Origin of the sequence: Corynebacterium segmentosum (genome assembly GCF_900637825.1) — a bacterium.
Taxonomy (GTDB): domain Bacteria; phylum Actinomycetota; class Actinomycetes; order Mycobacteriales; family Mycobacteriaceae; genus Corynebacterium; species Corynebacterium accolens.
On the sequence record NZ_LR134408.1, the window covers coordinates 475,426 to 493,041 of the forward strand.

Annotated in this window: 18 protein-coding genes; 8 read left to right on the forward strand and 10 right to left on the reverse strand. The window is 62.9% G+C overall.

Annotated elements, in window-relative coordinates; translation table 11 throughout:
* Positions 1–79 precede the first annotated feature (79 nt).
* A complete protein-coding gene (locus EL217_RS02395) occupies positions 80–952 on the forward strand; it encodes a sucrase ferredoxin (protein WP_126318356.1) in 873 nt (290 codons plus the stop codon).
* On the opposite strand, the gene EL217_RS02400 is transcribed toward EL217_RS02395, so the two are convergent.
* From EL217_RS02400 to EL217_RS02410, 3 genes are all read right to left on the reverse strand, one after another.
* A complete protein-coding gene (locus EL217_RS02400; protein ID WP_005277229.1) occupies positions 939–1,619 on the reverse strand; it encodes a methionine ABC transporter permease in 681 nt (226 codons plus the stop codon). The two genes, EL217_RS02395 and EL217_RS02400, sit on opposite strands and share 14 nt — an antisense overlap.
* Complete coding sequence (locus tag EL217_RS02405) at positions 1,616–2,653, reverse strand: methionine ABC transporter ATP-binding protein (RefSeq protein WP_126318359.1); 1,038 nt, start codon at positions 2,651–2,653, stop codon at positions 1,616–1,618. Before EL217_RS02405 ends, EL217_RS02400 begins: the two co-directional genes overlap by 4 nt.
* Before the next feature lie 72 nt (positions 2,654–2,725).
* Complete coding sequence (locus EL217_RS02410; RefSeq protein ID WP_023016795.1) at positions 2,726–3,589, reverse strand: MetQ/NlpA family ABC transporter substrate-binding protein; 864 nt, start codon at positions 3,587–3,589, stop codon at positions 2,726–2,728.
* 136 nt (positions 3,590–3,725) lie between these two features.
* Here EL217_RS02410 and EL217_RS02415 point away from each other — a divergent pair, with 136 nt between their 5' ends.
* Positions 3,726–6,845, forward strand: a complete 3,120-nt coding sequence (locus EL217_RS02415; protein WP_126318361.1) for an error-prone DNA polymerase — start codon at positions 3,726–3,728, stop codon at positions 6,843–6,845.
* 120 nt (positions 6,846–6,965) lie between these two features.
* On the opposite strand, the gene EL217_RS02420 is transcribed toward EL217_RS02415, so the two are convergent.
* Positions 6,966–7,136, reverse strand: a complete 171-nt coding sequence (locus EL217_RS02420) for a helix-turn-helix domain-containing protein (protein WP_126320012.1) — start codon at positions 7,134–7,136, stop codon at positions 6,966–6,968.
* Positions 7,137–7,176: 40 nt separating this feature from the next.
* Positions 7,177–7,725, reverse strand: coding sequence for a hypothetical protein (locus tag EL217_RS02425; protein ID WP_172596701.1), 549 nt, complete (start codon positions 7,723–7,725; stop codon positions 7,177–7,179).
* A gap of 112 nt (positions 7,726–7,837) precedes the next feature.
* Between EL217_RS02425 and EL217_RS02430 the strand changes: the two genes are divergently transcribed.
* Together EL217_RS02430 and EL217_RS02435 are read left to right on the forward strand one after the other, a co-directional pair.
* Positions 7,838–8,299: a PH domain-containing protein gene (locus EL217_RS02430; protein WP_126318366.1), complete on the forward strand. Its 462-nt coding sequence runs from the start codon at positions 7,838–7,840 to the stop codon at positions 8,297–8,299.
* Complete coding sequence (locus EL217_RS02435) at positions 8,296–9,597, forward strand: PH domain-containing protein (protein WP_126318368.1); 1,302 nt, start codon at positions 8,296–8,298, stop codon at positions 9,595–9,597. Before EL217_RS02430 ends, EL217_RS02435 begins: the two co-directional genes overlap by 4 nt.
* Here the strand turns inward: EL217_RS02435 and EL217_RS02440 are convergent.
* Complete coding sequence (locus tag EL217_RS02440; protein WP_126318369.1) at positions 9,581–10,051, reverse strand: tRNA (cytidine(34)-2'-O)-methyltransferase; 471 nt, start codon at positions 10,049–10,051, stop codon at positions 9,581–9,583. The two genes, EL217_RS02435 and EL217_RS02440, sit on opposite strands and share 17 nt — an antisense overlap.
* A gap of 23 nt (positions 10,052–10,074) precedes the next feature.
* Here EL217_RS02440 and EL217_RS02445 point away from each other — a divergent pair, with 23 nt between their 5' ends.
* From EL217_RS02445 to EL217_RS02455, 3 genes are all read left to right on the forward strand, one after another.
* Positions 10,075–10,923: a bifunctional methylenetetrahydrofolate dehydrogenase/methenyltetrahydrofolate cyclohydrolase gene (locus tag EL217_RS02445; RefSeq protein ID WP_023030161.1), complete on the forward strand. Its 849-nt coding sequence runs from the start codon at positions 10,075–10,077 to the stop codon at positions 10,921–10,923.
* A complete protein-coding gene (locus EL217_RS02450) occupies positions 10,920–11,234 on the forward strand; it encodes a DUF3017 domain-containing protein (RefSeq protein ID WP_023030162.1) in 315 nt (104 codons plus the stop codon). Before EL217_RS02445 ends, EL217_RS02450 begins: the two co-directional genes overlap by 4 nt.
* A 115-nt stretch (positions 11,235–11,349) precedes the next feature.
* Positions 11,350–12,318, forward strand: a complete 969-nt coding sequence (locus tag EL217_RS02455; RefSeq protein WP_126318371.1) for an HNH endonuclease signature motif containing protein — start codon at positions 11,350–11,352, stop codon at positions 12,316–12,318.
* Positions 12,319–12,655: 337 nt separating this feature from the next.
* Here EL217_RS02455 and metX read toward each other — a convergent pair whose 3' ends face one another.
* The 4 genes from metX to EL217_RS02475 form a co-directional block, all read right to left on the reverse strand.
* Complete coding sequence (metX, locus tag EL217_RS02460) at positions 12,656–13,762, reverse strand: homoserine O-acetyltransferase MetX (RefSeq protein ID WP_126318373.1); 1,107 nt, start codon at positions 13,760–13,762, stop codon at positions 12,656–12,658.
* Positions 13,759–15,075 (reverse strand): O-acetylhomoserine/O-acetylserine sulfhydrylase, encoded by a 1,317-nt coding sequence (locus EL217_RS02465; RefSeq protein WP_126318375.1) that lies wholly within the window; start codon positions 15,073–15,075, stop codon positions 13,759–13,761. The genes metX and EL217_RS02465 overlap by 4 nt, the downstream gene beginning before the upstream one ends.
* A 256-nt stretch (positions 15,076–15,331) precedes the next feature.
* On the reverse strand, positions 15,332–15,739 hold the full coding sequence (locus EL217_RS02470) for an MBL fold metallo-hydrolase (protein ID WP_232018369.1): 408 nt from the start codon (positions 15,737–15,739) through the stop codon (positions 15,332–15,334).
* A 10-nt stretch (positions 15,740–15,749) separates the two neighbouring features.
* A complete protein-coding gene (locus EL217_RS02475; RefSeq protein WP_005281473.1) occupies positions 15,750–17,318 on the reverse strand; it encodes a cytochrome c biogenesis protein CcdA in 1,569 nt (522 codons plus the stop codon).
* Between the two features lie 162 nt (positions 17,319–17,480).
* Here EL217_RS02475 and EL217_RS11390 point away from each other — a divergent pair, with 162 nt between their 5' ends.
* Complete coding sequence (locus EL217_RS11390) at positions 17,481–17,615, forward strand: hypothetical protein (protein WP_269471490.1); 135 nt, start codon at positions 17,481–17,483, stop codon at positions 17,613–17,615.
* The last annotated feature ends 1 nt before the right edge of the window (position 17,616 follow it).

The window sequence follows — 17,616 nt, forward strand, 5'->3', positions numbered from 1 at the left end:
GCCTAGCGTTGGGGGCAGATCTTGACCGAATTGTTGCCAAATATGTGAGCTGAGTTGCAGACGGGATAGGCTAAGATACATGACCGATTTCTGTTCAGATTACCAGGTGGAACCGCTGCCCGGCACGGCGAAAAAAGAGTCCGTATTTGTCCTCTTTGAGTGGCCCGGCGGCTGGTCGCGCGATGTGCTTGATGGCGATACTTTTGGCCCGGAGCTCACGGCCCAGCTGAAGAAGAAGCTCAAGGGCCAGGCCGGGCTGCAATTGATTCGCCGCCCCGGCCGCGATGGCCGCCAAATCGGCACCATGCACCGGTGCTACCTGGTGTGGGCCGAGCAGGGCGTGATGGAATTGGTCCTTTTGACCGGACCGGAAAAGATCCTGGATTTGGATCTCACCGCGCCGGGTCGCAACGGGGGAGGATCCCTCGATACGCCGCTGGTTTTGGTGTGCACCCACGCTAAGCGCGATAAGTGCTGCGCCGTGAAGGGCCGGCCGCTCGCCGCGGAGCTGGTGGAGGATTACCCGGATATGGTGTGGGAGACCTCGCACACGAAGGGGCACCGCTTCGCGCCCTCGGTCATGCTCATGCCGTGGGCCTATTCCTTTGGCCGGATGAATAAAGAAGCCGCCGCGCAGATGATTGCGGCGGCGGCGCAAGGAAAGTATTTCTACCCGGTCAATCGCGGGCGCGGCATCTTCGGCCCGCGCGGCCAGGTGGCGGAGTTGGCGGTAGCGCGCGAGCTTATCGATGCCTCCGAGGACCTCTACTACGGTCAGCTCCACGCAGAAGACGAAAAGCAGGGCCCCGTGGTCACGCATGCCGATGGCCGGCGGTGGAGCGTGACGCTCGAGCAGCGCGCCGTGGAAGGAGTGGTTTCTTCCTGCGGCGACGCACCCAAGACCGGCAAGGCGCTTGTGGCCACGGGCGTGGAGCTTATTAGCGGCGCATAACCTTGGAGGAGAGCCAGTTGCCAAAGAACTGCGCGGCCTGCACCAGCACGATGATGATAAGCGTGGCCACGACCGTGACTTCCCACTCGAAGGCGCGGTAGCCGTAGACGATGGCGAAGTCACCCAGTCCGCCGCCGCCGACGTAGCCGGCCATGGCGGACATATCCACGATGGCGATAAACAGGAAGGTATAGCCCAGAATCAGCGGGCCGAGGGCCTCCGGGATAATCACGGAGGTAATGATCTTCCACGGTGAAGCACCCATGGCGCGGGCGGCCTCGATAACGCCGGGGTCGATGGCCACGAGGTTTTGTTCCACCACGCGCGCCACGGAGAACGTGGCGGCGATGACCATCACGAAGGTGGCCGGTTCGCGGCCGATGGATCCGCCCATCACGGCGACGGTGAGCGGCTGCGCAAACGCCAGCAAAATAATAAACGGGATGGGGCGAACGAAATTCACCAGCAGGTTGACCACCAGGTAGACGGCCTTATTTTGCAGGATGCCGCCCGGGCGGGCGGTGTAGAGCAAGATGCCGAGCCCCAGGCCCAGAATGCCGGCGACGACGAGGGTGGTCGAGACCATGATGAGGGTGTCGACGATGGCATCGACAAGCGATCCGCCCAAGCGGTCCCAGTCGGCGGCAGCGAGATAGTTGACGTTCATCGTTCAATCTCCTCAATTTGAGTGGTGGCAGATAGGGCGCGGTAGAACTCTTCGATGGCGGCGTCGTTGCCGCTTAGGCGCACGGTGAGCTTGCCAAAGGAGTGCTGCTGCAAGGTGGTAATGCCGCCGTGGACGACGGCGATGGATACGCCCGCATCCTTCAGCTTGGCCGCGGCGCCGAAAAAGCCGGATTCCTCGGTCAGGTTGATGGTAAACAGGCGGCCTTCGTGGGCGAGCAGGTCATCGGTTTCCACCACGTCGGGCTCATTGCGCAGCGAGGTGGCGACGAACTTGGCGGCCACGGCGGTCTGGGGATTGGAAAAGACCTGGTAGACGCTGCCTTGTTCCACAACGTGGCCATTTTCCATCACCGCAACCTTATCCGCGATGGAGCGCACGACCTCCATTTCGTGGGTGATAACCACGATGGTGATGCCGAGTTCCTTATTCACCCGGCGCAGCAGGTCGAGGACTTCCTGCGTGGTGGTGGGGTCGAGGGCGGACGTGGCTTCGTCGGCAAGCAGCAGCGACGGATTCGTGGCCAGGGCGCGCGCGATGCCCACGCGCTGCTTCTGGCCGCCGGAAAGCTGCTCCGGGTAGCTTTTCCCCTTATCTCCCAGGCCAACGAAATCCAGCAGCTCCTGCACGCGCTGTTGGCGCTCGCGCTTGCCGATGCCCTGCAGCTGCAGCGGGTACTCAATATTGCCCGCCGCAGTGCGGGAGTTCATGAGGTTAAACTGCTGGAAGATCATGCCGATATTGCGGCGGATGCCGCGCAGCTTCTTTTCGGACATGCCGACGATATTTTGGCCATCGAGTAGCAACTCACCGGACGTGGGCGTATCCAGGCCGTTGATCATGCGGACCAGGGTGGATTTGCCGGCGCCGGAGTAGCCGATGATGCCGATGATTTCGCCGGAATCGACGGTCAAGGAGACATCGTCAAGAGCTTTGACCTTGGCCTTTTTCTGCTGGAAGACCTTGGTGATATTGCGGAACTCAATGCGAGTGCCGTTCTGGGTGGAATCTGCCACGGGTTGCGTCCTTAGTGAGGAAGTGCCAAACCCCGCCGGGGTGAAAACCGGCGGGGTAGAAGGCAAGGGTGATTAGTCCAAATCTGCTTCGAGCTTGTCCAGGATTTCCTGGAGTTCTTCCGGGGTGCGCTCGACCTCGACGGAGGTACCTGCGGAGTCCTCGTCGACGCCCTTTTGTACCGCATCGGAGTGCCAGAGCTCGGCGAGCTTCTTGATGTCCTCGTTATCGGCGTCTTCCTCGCGAACGGCGAAGACGTTGATATAAGGCTCTGCCTCCTCGGAGTTCGGGTCATCCTGGAAGACGGCGGTGGCCGGGTCGATGCCGGCGCGCTCCAGGAAGGAGTTATTGATAATCGCCGGGGTGCCCTCGCCGTGCGCGGATGGGGTCTGGGCTGCATCGACCGGCACGACCTTGACCTTGGACTTCTTCTCATCGATGTCCAGCGGGGTCGGGGTGATAAGCCCGTCCTTCTTCAAGGTGATAAGGCCAGCCTGGACCAGCACGTTGATGGCGCGGCCCTGGTTGGTGGAGTCATTCGGGATGGCAACTTCTTCGCCCTCGATGCCGTCGAGGGAGTCGTGGCCCTTCCAGAACAGCGCCAGCGGCACGATTTCGGTGGCGACGATGGGCACCAGGTTGGTGCCGTTGCCGTGGTTGTACTCAGCCAGGAACTTCAGGTGCTGGAAGTTATTGGTATCCAGCTCGCCCTGGTTTAGGGCCTGGTTCGGGGTGTTGTAATCCGAGAAGGACTTGATGTCGATGTCGTAGCCGGCGTCCTTGGCTTCTTGCTCAAAGGCAACCCAGGCCTGCTTTGCATCATCGGTGGTGCCAACGGTGATGGTCTTGTCATCATCTGCGTCGGAGGAGCAGGCCACGAGGCTGGTGGCGGCGACGGTAACGGCGGCGGTAGCGGCCGCTGCGCGACGAATCTGCATGAGGTCCCCTTACATGTAGGAGTTGAAATAAATTGACCGTTTAGCAATCTAGCAATAAGCGAACCGCTTTGTCTATTGAACGCGTCTCATTGCGCCGGGTTGTATAGAACACCGATTCGATATTACCCTGTGAAGGGTGAAATTTAATGGTGGAAAGGCGCTACCGTGGTCGCGTTTAGAAAGGATACTATCCGGCAAGGACACTGCCGCGCCCGTCGCCGTACATCACCTCGGTGGCGGCGATGAGTCTGTCCAGCGTGGGCACTCCGCCGTGCCCTTTGCGGAGCTGCACGCGGTAAGCTCCTATAGCTTTCTCGACGGTGCCGCCGAGCCGGAAGAGCTGGTCGCCCGCGCCTTAGAGCTTGGCCTCGAGGGGCTGGCCGTCGTGGATCGGGATGGCTTCTACGGCCTGATGAAATTCGCGGAAGCCGCAGCTAAGGCGGGCCTTCCGGCCATGTATGGTGCGGAGCTTTCCCTCACGGAGGCCCCAGTGACCGTGCTCGCGCGCACGCCGGAAGGCTATCGCCGCCTCTCGCGCCTTATTGCCCGCGCGCGGATGGATGCCGGGGAGAAGGGGAGTGTCGCGTACCCGCCCCTAGACGCCGTGGCGCGCGAGCTGGAGGAAGAGTGCTTTTTCCTGCTGGGGTGGGAGGCTATACAAAAAATCGATCACGTTCTCGAAAGAATAAAAATAGACAGCACAGTTCTCGAATATGCGTGCACAATGTCTCCCGAAGATGCGGATCACCACAGTTTCCTGGATAAGTACAATAATCTCCGCGCCATCGCAACCGCTCGACCTGCGGCAGCAACGCGCGACCAGGTACGGCTCGCCGCCGCCAAACGCGCTTTGGCGCACCGCCAATCCTTAGAGGAAGCCGCACCGGATGCCCACCCGATGGGCGCAGGCTGGATGCGCTCCGGCGAGCAGATGGCCCAGTTGCTCCCAGGCCGGCCCGAGCTTATCGCCGAAACCGTCCGCCTTGCCCGCGAGTGCTCCTTTACCTGGGGTACACTTGCGCCCAACCTGCCGGACTTTGTCGTCCCAGAGGGGCATACCGAGATGAGCTGGCTCGAGCACGAGGTGTGGCGGCGCGGTAAAAAGCGCTACGCCTCGCGCCCGCCCGAAATACAGGCCAGGGCGAAAAAGCAGATGCGGCACGAGCTGGGCATCATCAAGCAGCTGGGCTTTCCGGGCTACTTCCTCATCGTCTGCGACCTGGTGGATTTTTGCCGCCAGGAAAATATCCTGTGCCAGGGGCGCGGCTCGGCAGCCAATTCCGCCGTCTGTTTTGCGCTGGGCATTACCAACGCCGAGCCCATTTCCGCGCAGCTGCTCTTCGAGCGCTTCCTGTCTCCGGAACGCGATGGCCCGCCCGATATCGATATCGACATCGAATCCGGCCGGCGCGAGGAGGTCATCCAGTACGTCTACCGCACCCACGGTCGCGACCGCGCCGCGCAGGTAGCCAACGTCATTACCTACCGCCGCAAGGGGGCTACCCGCGACGCCGCCCGCGCGCTGGGCTACCCGCAGGGTTCGGCCGATGCGTGGTCGAAGGGCATAGCCGAGCCGCCTGCCGATGTCTCCTTACTCGCCGAGCAATTCCTCGACCAGCCGCGCCACCTCGGCATCCACTCCGGCGGCATGGTCTTATGTGACCGGCCGATTGCGGACGTGGTGCCGATGGAATGGGCCCGCATGGAAAACCGCTCCGTGCTGCAGTGGGATAAGGACGATTGCGCCGCCGCCGGGCTGGTGAAATTCGACCTGCTGGGTCTCGGCATGCTGGAGGCGCTGCACCACATGATCGATGCCGTGCGCGCCACCACCGGCCGCGAGGTGCGCCTGTGGGAGCTCGACCTGGCCGAGCCCGCGGTCTATGACATGCTCTGCCGCGCCGATGCCGTCGGCGTCTTCCAGGTGGAGTCCCGCGCGCAGCTGGCCACGCTGCCGCGGCTCAAACCGCGCTGCTTCTTCGACCTCGTGGTGGAGGTCGCGCTCATCCGCCCCGGCCCCATCCAAGGCGGTTCCGTGCACCCCTACCTGCGCCGGCGCGATGGTCTCGAGCCCGTGACCTATGACCACCCGGTGCTGGAGAAATCGCTGGGCAAGACCTTGGGCATCCCGCTTTTTCAAGAGCAGCTGATGCAGATTGCGGTGGATGCCGCCGGTTTTACCGGCGCCGAGGCCGATGACCTGCGCCGCGCCATGGGCTCGAAGCGCTCGCCCACCAAGATGGCCGCGCTGCGCAGCCGCTTTTTCGAGGGCCTGCGCGCCACCAACGGCATCGACGGTGAGGTCGCGGAGAAGCTCTGGGCCAAGATCACCGCCTTTGCCGCCTACGGTTTCCCGGAATCGCACTCGCAGTCCTTCGCCTCGCTGGTGTATTTTTCCGCGTGGTTCAAGCACCACTACCCAGCGGAGTTCTGCGTGGGCTTGCTGCGCGCGCAGCCCATGGGCTTTTATTCGCCGCAGTCGCTCATTCAGGACGCCCGGCGCCACGGCGTGCGCGTGCTGCCAGTGAGCATCAACGACTCCGGCGCGCAGGCCAGGGCGCTGCCCACCGGCGAAATCCGGTTGGGCCTCAACCTCATCAAGGGTCTGGGGGATAAGGCCGCCGAGCGCGTGGAGGCCGCCGCGCCCTTTAGCAGCGTCTCCGATCTGTCGCGCCGCGCGGATCTCAGCGTGGAGCAGGTGGAGGCGCTGGCCACGGCGGGGGCGCTGGAGTGCTTGGGGTTGGAACGCCGCCAAGCGCTTTGGCAGGCTGGCGTCGCCGCCACCGAGCGCGAGGGCATGTTGCCTGGCACGTCCGCGCTCGCCTCGCCGCACCTGCCCGGCATGTCGGCCTTCGAGCTGATGGCTACCGATGTCGCCGCCACCGGCGTCACCCACGATAAGCAGCCTATGGAGTTAGTCAGGGCCGCGCTTGGCGATGTCCTGCCTTCCTCCCACCTTCCCCACGTCCCCGATGGCACCCGCGTGCGCATCGCCGGCATCATTACGCACCGCCAGCGCCCGCGCACCGCCTCCGGCCTGACCTTTTTGGGCGTGGAGGACGAAACCGGCCTGATGAATGTGATGGTCTCGCCCGGGCTGTGGTCCCGCCAGAAGGTGCTCGCCCGCACCGCCCGCGCCCTTATCATCCGCGGCATCGTGCAAAATGCCACCGGCGCGGTAAGCGTGGTTGCAGACAAGCTCGAGCCGCTGGATTTTGGCGATTTCCTCTCGCGCGGCTCCCGCGATTTCCGCTAGTTGCCTCCGCTGCGCGCGATATGTCCCCGCTCGGCGCGCAGTACAAATGGGCGAAGAAGGCTTTTTCTTTGGGGGACATAAACCACCGCATTGTATAAATCCCAACAACTTGGCGTGGTTTTACTCCACAGCGAAGATATCTCCCGGCTGGCACTCCAATGCCGTGCACAGTGCCGCTAGGGTGCTAAAGCGCACGGCCTTGGCGCGATTATTCTTTAGAACGGAGAGGTTAACTGGGGTGATGCCCACCTCCTTGGCGAGCGCCGCTCCGGTAATACCGCGCTCCTCCATTATCCGGTCGAGGTGGCAGATCACCTGGGGATCCTGTGCCTCAGACAAGACCGTCGACCTCCTCTTCCAGCCTGCAGCCGCGTTTGATGGCGGCCGAGAAGAGTTGCAGGACGCAGGCAAAGAGGTAGGGCAAGGCTAGCTCGCCAAGCGACGTTCCACCCTGGCTGGCCCACCAATCGATTCCAAGCTGTGAGGAAGCCCAGTTATTGCCCATGCCTTCGAGTGGGAAGCGTCCGATAAACCAGACGAAAATCCCAAAGGTCATTCCATTAAGGAAGCGGGTATTTTTCGTATTGAAAACCTGCCCACGAAGCATTGGTTTCACCAAGCGGTAGGCAAAGAACGCGATAACCAAGATTCCTGCAATCTTGACGACGAGCCCCGCAGTGAGCATCCAGAATGGCCCGCCGTCGAGGTTGTGCTTGCTTAGGCCTTCCGGGACGGCCGCACTCAGCGCGGTGGAAAAGCGTCCGGTGGCAAGGTCGCGCAGGTAGGTGGGGCCGAGGATGATGATGGTGAGGAGGGCGAGACCGGCTGCCGCATTAATTTCGCGGCGCTCAGCCTTGGGGGTGGGGTGTGGGGTGGTCATGGCAATCCTTTCCGTCGATTCCTTATCGACTTTCGATGTTGTCGCAATTCGATAATATCGAGGAACGATAAGTTGCGCAAGGGTGTGGGGTTCATTGCTACTGTCAATGATTATGAGCGAAGAAATGAACCCCGTTTCGCCGCGCTTGGTGAAGGTGCGCTACATCCGCCACCTGGGCTGGACGAGCATCTTCGCCGCGGCGGCCACAGCGGCCGGGTACTGGTGGACCCCGTGGTTCTACTGGGCGGCGGGGCTTTTTGTTGTCCTCTTTTTCTGGCTGCTGTGGCTCATCCCGGCACAAGTGCGCCGGCTGGGCTGGTGCGAAACCGACGATGAGCTGCTCATTACCCGCGGCAAGCTCTGGCATACTTTTACCGTCGTGCCCTACGGCCGCATCCAGTTCGTGGACGTGACCGCCGGCCCCCTCGAGCGCGCCTTCGGGCTCAAGGAGCTGCAGCTGCACACCGCCTCCGCAACCACGGACGCCACGGTGAAGGGTTTGGAAGCCCCGCTTGCCGATGCCCTCCGCACCCGCCTCACCCACCACGCCCGCGAACGGATGAGCGGGCTATGAGGTACCACCGCGTCCACCGCATGACCCCGCTGCTGCGGCTGTGGTCGGTCATCCTGGCCGTCATCGCGGCTTTTGCCTTAAACGTCAATATGGAGGCGCTGCGCGGAATCTTTGCCTTCGTTACCGGCGAACACAGCGCGGCAGACCTGCGCGATATTGGCCTCGCGCTGGCCGGGTTCATCGCAGTGTGCGCGGTGGTCTGGCTCGTCTCCGGCGTGTGGTGGCGCCAGATGGGATACCAGCTGGGCGAGGAGGAACTCACCTTGCGCCGCGGGGTAATTTCGAAGCAGCAGCGCACGGCACGCTATGACCGCACGCAGGCTGTAGACGTTGTCGAGCCCGTTATCGCCCGTCTCTTCCGGCTCGCGGCCGTGCGCGTGGAAACGGCCGGCGGGCAGTCGTCCGCCATCGAAATCGCCTTCCTGACAAAGCGCGATGCCGAGGCCCTGCGCGCCGAAATCCTCTCCCGCGTCCACGGCGAGCCACGAGAGCGGCCGGCTGAAGAACGGCCGGCTGAAGAAGAAGACAATGTCCTTATCCCCGAAATCCCCATCGCGCGTTCCCTGGCCGCGGCCGCTTTGCATGTATCCACGATTATTCTCATTACAGCCCTCTTATTCCTCGTGGTCACGCCGATGTCCCTGACCATCACGCTGCCCATCCTTGTGGCCACCGTCCCGCGCGCCTGGAACGTGATTGACTCCTCGTGGCGCTATACCGCCACCCTTGATGATGGCGTGCTCAATATCACCTACGGCCTTGCCGATCGCCGCCGCCAAAACATCCGCCTCGAGCGCATCCACGCCGTCCAGGTCACCCAGCCGTTCTTGTGGCGGCCCTTCGACTGGTACGAAACGCGCGTGTTGGTCGCCGGCTACGGTGGCACGGCGAGCGGCGAGGGATCGGGATCGACGCGGATCGTGCCCGTCGGCAAGCGCGAGCAAGCCCGGCAATTCCTGCCCGCCGATGCCGCCCCGACCTACGCCTCGCCCGCGCGCGCCAAATGGGTCTCGCCCATCGATTACCGGCAGCAAACCGTCGCGCTGGCCGGCGACTACGTCATCGTGCGCGCCGGCCGCTTCAACCGCCGCGTCCAGGCCATCGAGCTGCGCCACATCCAGGAGCTCACCCTGCGCCGCGGCCCGATTTCACAGCTATTTGGCCTAGCCACGGTGGAGCTTGACCTCGTGCAGGGGCCCGTGAAGATGGCGGCGCGCAACCTCGCGCTTGCCGATGCCCACGCGCTGCTTAACCGCCTGCGCTCCCGCGACCTGACAGAACTTACACCGCTCCCTTAAAACCCAGCTGGCGCCAGGCCTCAAAGACCGCGGTTGATGCGGAGTTGGAGAGGTTCATCGAGCGCCTGGCCGGGACCATCGGAATGCGCACCTGCTCGGTGATGCGCGGATGGTTGACGTGCTCATCCGGCAGGCCGGTCGGCTCCGTGCCAAAGAGCAGCACGTCGCCGTCTTGGTAGTCGACCTCCGTAAACCACTTATCCGTGTGCGTGGTAAAGGCAAAAACGCGCGCGCCGGGCAGCGCCTCCATGCACGCGTCGAAATCCTTATGAATCTGCACATCCGCCAGGTCGTGATAGTCCAGCCCGGCGCGCTTTAGGTGCTTATCGTCAAAGTTAAACCCCAGCGGCTCAATCAGGTGTAGGCTCGCGCCCGTCACCGCCGCGGTGCGAATGGCATTGCCGGTATTGGTGGGAATGACGGGATTATCAAAGACGATGTGCAGCTGGCTCATGCCTTCAGTCTAGGATGGGGGCTATGAGCGCTACCAAACTAGATGGCACCTTGTACCGTGACGAGATTTTTGCGGACCTCGCCGAGCGCGTGGCCGCCCTGAAAGACAAGGGGATAACCCCTGGCCTGGCCACCGTTCTGGTGGGCGAGGACCCAGGCTCCCAGTCCTATGTAAAGATGAAGCACCGCGATTGCGAAAAGTTAGGTATTAATTCCATCCGCAAGGACCTGCCGGCGGATATTTCGCAGGAAGAGCTCGAGGCGGTCATCGATGAGCTCAATGCCGATGACGCCTGCACCGGCTACATCGTCCAGCTCCCGCTGCCCAAGCACTTGGATGAGAACGCCATTCTCGAGCGCATCGATCCCGAAAAAGACGCCGATGGCCTCCACCCGGTCAATCTGGGCAAGCTCGTGCTTAACGAGGAAGCCCCGCTGCCGTGCACCCCGAATGGCTGCCTGCACCTGCTGCGCCGCTTCGGCGTGGAGCTGAACGGCGCTAAGACCGTCGTCATCGGCCGCGGCGTGACCGTCGGTCGCCCCATTGGCCTGATGCTGACCCGCCGCAGCGAGAACTCCACCGTCACCCTGTGTCACACCGGAACGAAGGATCTTGCCGCCGAAACCCGTGAAGCCGATATCGTCATCGCCGCTGCCGGCCAGCCGCACATGCTCACCGCGGACATGATTAAGGAAGGCGCCGCGCTTCTCGATGTCGGCGTGTCCCGCGTCGACGGCAAGCTCACCGGCGATATCGCCCCCGACTGCTGGGATAAGGCCGGATACGTCTCGCCCAATCCAGGCGGCGTCGGACCGCTCACGCGCGCCTTTTTGGTACGCAACATCGTTGAGCGCGCGGAAAAGCTGGCGTGAATTTAGACAACCCCCACGACGCGCACCTGGCACCGTCCCCGCTGCCCGCCTCCGTGCAGTGGGTGGCCATCGGGCTCTTCATCGCCGGGGTGGCCTTGTCCGGCGGCTATGCCATTTTCGAGTATTGGCGCAGGGCCACCTTCTTGCTCGGGCTTGCGCTGCTGTGGCTGACGGTGGTGCGCCTGACGTGCGATTCGAGCCGCGTCGGCGTGCTGGCGGTGCGCTCGCGCCGCTTCGATGCCACGTTTACCGGCGTCATCGGTGCGCTGATGGCCTTTCTCGCCTACTCCGTGGACGCGCTGGGCAGCTAGTTATCCACAGGTGATTGTTTCAGTATCACCAATCTGCGGCGTGTCGCGTGGTTATCCACAGCCGCAGCACTCTTGGCCTCGCGCCCTCCGCTACCCGCGGTTTAGGCTCGGGGCCATGATTTCGGATTACCTCGCAGCGATTAACTCCCCGATGGCGCTCATCGGGGAGTGCGCTGGGCTATCCGAAGCCGAATTGGTAGACCGCGGTTTCAGCGACAAAGAGGCCGCGGAATTTGCGCGGTTGGCGGATACGTATTTTGGCAGGACATCGTTTAGCGCAAAGCAGCGCGCCGCCCGTACCACCGCGCTCCCGCTCGATGCGCTGAAAATCATTGAGGTGCACGCGCAGAAGCTGAAGACCCAGCGCGCGGCGTGGGCCCTGCGTGAGGAGCTGTGCCGGCTCAACGTTTCTACCAGCGAGATAGAAAAGCGCGCCCGCCGCCGCGTCAAAGAAGAACGCACCCAAAAGCGCGCGGAGGGCGTCCGGCTCACCCGCCGCACCGATGACCTGTGGACGCTGACCATCACCGCGGAATCGGACTTGGTGGCCGAGATTAATAACCACGTCTCCACCGTGGACGATGCGCGCCGGGTCTTTGCAGAGGGCGCGGCTACCTCCACCATCACCACCAACGTGGTCCTGACCCTGGATGACATGGTGAAGGTCACCCACGGCGAGGACGAGGTCACCCTGCAGCTGACCAACGGCGCCACCATCACCGGTGCGCAGCTAGCGGAGCGCGCGCTTGCCGATGCCGGCCTCATCACCCTCATCCACCCCGTCACCGGCCCCGTGAACCTGTACCACACGCGCCGGCTGGCTACCTGGAAGCAGCGACAGATGGCGATGGCGGAAAATCCGGTGTGCCCGTGGCCCGATTGCCATATTCCGGCCGATGAATGCCAGGTTCACCACCTGCAACCGTGGTTGCTCGGCGGCGAGACCAATGCTGAGAACCTGACCATCGCTTGCAAGTATCACAATGCCGTTAACGACGATGACCCGAATGCCCCGCCCCGTCGTGGGCGCTTAGAGCGCCGCCCACATGAAGGTATCGTGTGGCGCCCGCCCTGGGCCCGATAAAAACATCGCCGAAACCAGCGCAGTTAAAACCTGCGCCGCTTCGGCGAACCTTGTATAAGCATCCTTGCCGCCCGGCGCGCCGCGCGGACCCCGCGACGACAAGCCATGCGTCAGTACTTGCCAGCTCGATGGCCACCCGCGCGCTGCTCGTCCCAGCCTCGCCGAACTGCCCGCCACCGCACGCCGCTCCGGACCACCCGCCACCCGCGCGCTGCTCGTCCCAGCCTCGCCGGACCGCCCGCCACCTGGACGCTGTTTGTTCCAGCCTTGCCGGACCACTCGGCAACCGCAAGAAGCTGTATCTGGGGCCGAGTGCGCCGTGCGCAGGCGGGGTCGGTTAAATGGCGTAGTCGATCATGCTGTCCACGTCCAGCGGGTGCGGTTGGGACAGGGTGAGGAAGTTGCGCAGGATGCGGTCCATCTGGCGCGATTCCGTGAGGAACGCATCGTGGCCAACGGGGGAGACCACCTTTGCCATGGCCAGCAGGTTGCCCAGGTTGCGCGAGAGGTGTTCCTGCTGGTGATACGGATAAAGGATGTCCGTGTCGACGCCCACGACCATGGTCGGCACCTGTGAAGAACCGAGCGCGCGGTTCAGGCCGCCGCGGCCGCGGCCGATGTCGTGGCGGTTGAGGGCCTCGGTAAGCGTGACGTAGGAACCGGCATCGAAGTGATCCGCCAGCTTCGAGCCCTGGTAATCCAGGTACGAGTTCACGGCGAAGCGCTGGTCGTGCCGGCGGTAAGGTCCCAGCGGCTCTTCGCCGGTTTGGGCCTGAACACCAAAGCGTTCATCGATTTCCTGCTCGCCGCGATACGTCAAGTGCGCGATGCGCCGCGCTGCCGCCAGGCCCTCGCGGGGGCGCTGAGAGGAGGAATAATAGTCGCCGCCGTGCCAGAAGGGATCGCGTTCAATCGCGGAAATCTGCGCCGACTGGATACCAATCTGCCACGCGGAGGCGCGCGCGGAGACGGCAATAACGCACGCGGCATCGACGGCCTCGGGATACATCAGCGTCCATTCCAAGGTGCGCGCGCCACCCATGGAACCACCGATGATCGCATGCACGCGCGTTATGCCCAGCTCTTCCAACGCCTTTTTCTCTGCGGCCACCAAGTCGCGAATAGATAGCGCCGGAAAGCGCGATCCCCAACTGCGGCCATCCGCATGCGGGGAAGAGGGGCCGGTGGAGCCATTGCAGCCACCGAGTGCGTTCATGGCGATAACGCACCACTTCGTCGTATCGAGCGCCTTGCCTGGGCCAATGAGATCGCACCACCACTCGGCAACATCGGCATTGCCGGTCAGCGCGTGTTCCACCAGGATGACGTTATTCCCGCCGTGCGGATCGCCGAGGAAATGGCCGAAGCGGTGGTAGGCGATGTGGGCATCGGAAAGCGTGGCGCCTGCTTCGGTGCGAAAATCGCCGATACTTATACAGCTCATGCCAGTGCGTTAAATCCCAATTCGAGGTCAGCAATGATGTCGTCGATATCTTCAATGCCCACGGACAATCGGATGGTGGACTGCGCAATACCCGCCGCGGCTAGGGCGGCGTCGTCGGACTGCGAGTGCGTGGTGGTTGCCGGGTGAACGGCGAGCGAGCGAGTATCGCCGATATTGGCGAGGTTGGAGTGGAGTTTCAGGGCATCGATAAACACCCATGCTTCCTCGCGCCCGCCCTCAATATCGAAGGACAGCACAGAGCCGGTGTAGGAATAGCCCAGCTTCTCCTTGACCTTCTTATACGGCGAGGAATCCAGGCCGGCGTAGTTGACCTTCGTCACCTTGGCGTGGCCTTCCAGGTACTCGGCCACGGCCTGGGCGTTGGCATTGTGCTTGTCGATGCGCAGCCCTACCGTCTCAATGCCATTGAGCGTCAGCCATGCATTGAACGGGGAAATGGCGGCGCCGGTATCGCGCAGCAGGCCGGCGCGGGCCTTGAGCGCGAAGGCGGGGGCGCCGAGGTCGGCGTACTTCAGGCCGTGGTAGGCCTCGTCCGGGGTGACGAAGTAGGGGAATACTGGCTTGCCGTCGCGCTCGACGGTCCAGTCGAAGGAGCCGCCGTCGATAATCGCGCCGCCCACCGCGGAACCGTTGCCGGTGTAGAACTTCGTGGTCGAGACCACGACGATGTCCGCGCCCAAGTCGAGCGGGCGGGCCAGCGCCGCGGTGGCGATGGTGTTATCCACGATGAGCGGGACCTGGTTAGTGTGGGCGACCTCGGCGATGGCCGGGATGTCGAGGACATCGGCTACCGGGTTGCCAAAGGTCTCGCCGTAAAAGGCCTTGGTATTGGGCTGCACGGCGTCCTGCCAGGATTGGGGATCATCCGGGTTTTCGACGAGGGTGACGTCGATGCCAAGCCGCTTGAGGGTGACGGTAAAAAGCGTGGAGGTGCCGCCGTAGAGGCGCGGGGAGGTAACGATGTGATCGCCTGCCGAGGCAAGGTTGAAAATAGCCGCGGTCTCTGCTGCCTGGCCAGAAGCAAAGGCCACGGCGGCCACGCCGCCTTCAAGGGAAGCCAGGCGCTCTTCCAGCGCATCCTGCGTTGGGTTGGTCAGGCGGGTGTAGATGGGGCCTGCATCGGAGAGGTTAAAGCGGTTGGCCGCGTGCTCGGCGTCATCAAAGACATACGAGGTGGTTTGGTAAATCGGCACGTTGCGGGAATTGTGCGCGCCGTCGAGGTTTTGGCCTGCGTGCACGGAGCGGGTAGCGAAGGACCAGTCTGCGTTGGAATTATCGTATTTCGTCGTCATGCCACGCAAGACTAGACCAAGCGGTATGTAACGTACAGCACCCCGCTGCGAAACCGCAGGGTAGTCAGAGAATAAAAATAGACTAAGCGGTAAATTTCTCGCCTGGATTTAGCCGCTTATAGCCCTGTACTCCGGCTTTGGTGAGCATGGTGTCGAAGGCGGTGCGGCCGACATCGGAAAGCACGGCGTCATGGATGGGAATCGTGACAGCGGCGCCGACGCGCTGGGCATAATCGGCGGCCTCCGCGGCCTTTACCTAGGGTCCAGCGATGGGCAGGAGCAACACGTTGGCCGGGTGATCGATGTACTGATCGCCCGGGTGGAGCAGGCCTTCCAAAAAGTAGCCCACGTTGGCCGGGCGCGGGATATTCGGGTGGATCGGCGCGTGTTGGCCGCCGAGTACTTCGATGTCGAGGCCGGCGACGGTGATGGTCTCGCCCGGTGCAACCGCGGTACCGCGCCCCAGCTGTTCGCAGGCTTCGGCGGGCGCCCAGAGTGGGGCATCGGGAAGCCGGTTTGGGTCTAGGTGATCCGCATGCGCGTGGGTAATGAGCACCGCATCGGCGTCGGGGATGGTGGGCGTCATGGTTCCGGGATCGATGAGGATACGCCCGCCCGGCGCCGCAACGGCGACGCAGGCGTGGCCAAGCAGACTAAATTCCATACGCCCCAGCTTAACCGAAGGTAAACGAGTAAAGCTTTAGTCCTTCGCTGACCTCGAGCTCGATGGTCTCCGACATTTCCTCTCCCTTGACCAGGTCAATCGTGCCATCCTCGTGGATGGGGAATTCCTCGGTATCGCCGTTTCCGCGGTGCAGGGTAACGGTGCCTTTCCCGGAGACCACCAACTGTACCCATGCGGCGTGATAGTTCAGGCGAAGCCGGGCGTTGTCGCCCGCAGTAATGGGCTGGTCCTCCAGCGTCCACGTCCCACCCAGCGAATACTGGCCCGGTTTCGGCTCGCCGAGCTCAAAATCGTGGGTTCCGGGGCGGTAACCGTTGTTGTCGAAATAACGAGCCCGATCCGTGCCCAGGTAGGTTTCCGGATTGCGCTCCGAGGCCCCTGTGTAATCGCTTCCTTCCAACGGCTCGGGTAGCGCAACGCCGGGGTCGCGCTCGAGCAAAAGCTCACGAATGTGGCGCTCGGTGGCGGCGTAATCGCCCTCGCCGTGGTGGGTTTCGCGCACAGTACCGTTGCTGTCTACCAAGTAGTGCGCCGGCCAGTAGTGGTTGTCGAATGCCTTCCACGTGGCGAAGTCGTTATCTTGGGCGACCGGATAATTGATGCCTTGCTCCTTGGCGGCCTTGCGGACGTTGGCGGCCTCGCGCTCGAAGGCGTACTCGGGCGCGTGGATTCCCACGACCTCGAGTCCAAAGTCCTTGTAGTGGTCGTAGATTTTGGTGATGTGCTCGTTGTTGCGCTGGCAGTTGATGCAGGCATAGGCCCAGAAGTCGATGAGCGTTACCTTCCCATTTGTGCGGGGATCTACGGGCTCGTCGGTATTAAACCACCCGGTCAGGCCCTGGAACTCGGGTACGGGGGTGCCCTCCGCGCTTGCCGATGTCTCCCCCTTCCACTCCACACTCGGCAGCTTCTTTTGCAGCCACGTCGGCACGCCTGCGGCAATGGCAATCGCCATGGCGATGACCAAGATGCCGGCGGTGATGCGGAGGGGGCGTTGGTGGCGTCGGAAAGCGTCAACGCGTTTGCCGGCCTCGTTGCCGCCAAGGGCGAAGGCAAGAAGAGGGATGGCGACGCCAGCCGCGAAGGACAGGCAGAGCACAAGGATATGGGCGTCGATCTGGCCGGTAGCCCCGGCGACGGAAATCGTCGCGAGGACCGGCCCGGCGCAGGGGACGAAGATGACGCCCATGGCCAGGCCCACGGCGAATCCTCCCTTATCGCGCGCCTTGGCTTGCAGCCCGCCGGCGTGTGGCAGTTTCTGGAAGGGCCATTCGAGTATTTCTTGCACCTTGGGGAAAATCATGCCGAGGCCCACGAGGATGAGTAAGACGACGCCCACCTTCCACACGATGTCGGCGGGCAGATGCAGGGCGTTGAGAACCGTAGTGGCGAAAAGCGTCACGAGGGTGAAGCTAGTGACCAGCCCACCTACTACCTGCCAAGGCCGCCGGCGCGAGCCGCCGCTGACCGCGACGACGAGGGGTAGAACCGGCAGGATACACGGGGAAATTCCCGTGATGAGGCCACCGGTAAACCCGATAAACAGTGTCTCTAGCATTCGTTGTGTCCTCCGAAATGTCGGTGCAGTGATATATCAACCAATTCGGAGTCGGGGCGAGAATGGATTGCTGGAAAGTTTTCCAATCCGTTTACGCTTACCGCTCCGAATGGGTGGATAGAGGGCCGGAAAAGCCGGCCCGCGACTACAAGGAGAACCCTCATGAAGAAGATCATTTCCGCCGCAGCTGCCCTTGCTATCGCCGCCGGTAGCCTGGCTGCCTGCAATAACGAGGACTCGAAGTCTGGGGAGACCTCGTCTGAGATGATGACCCCGTCGTCTGAGATGGCGCACTAAT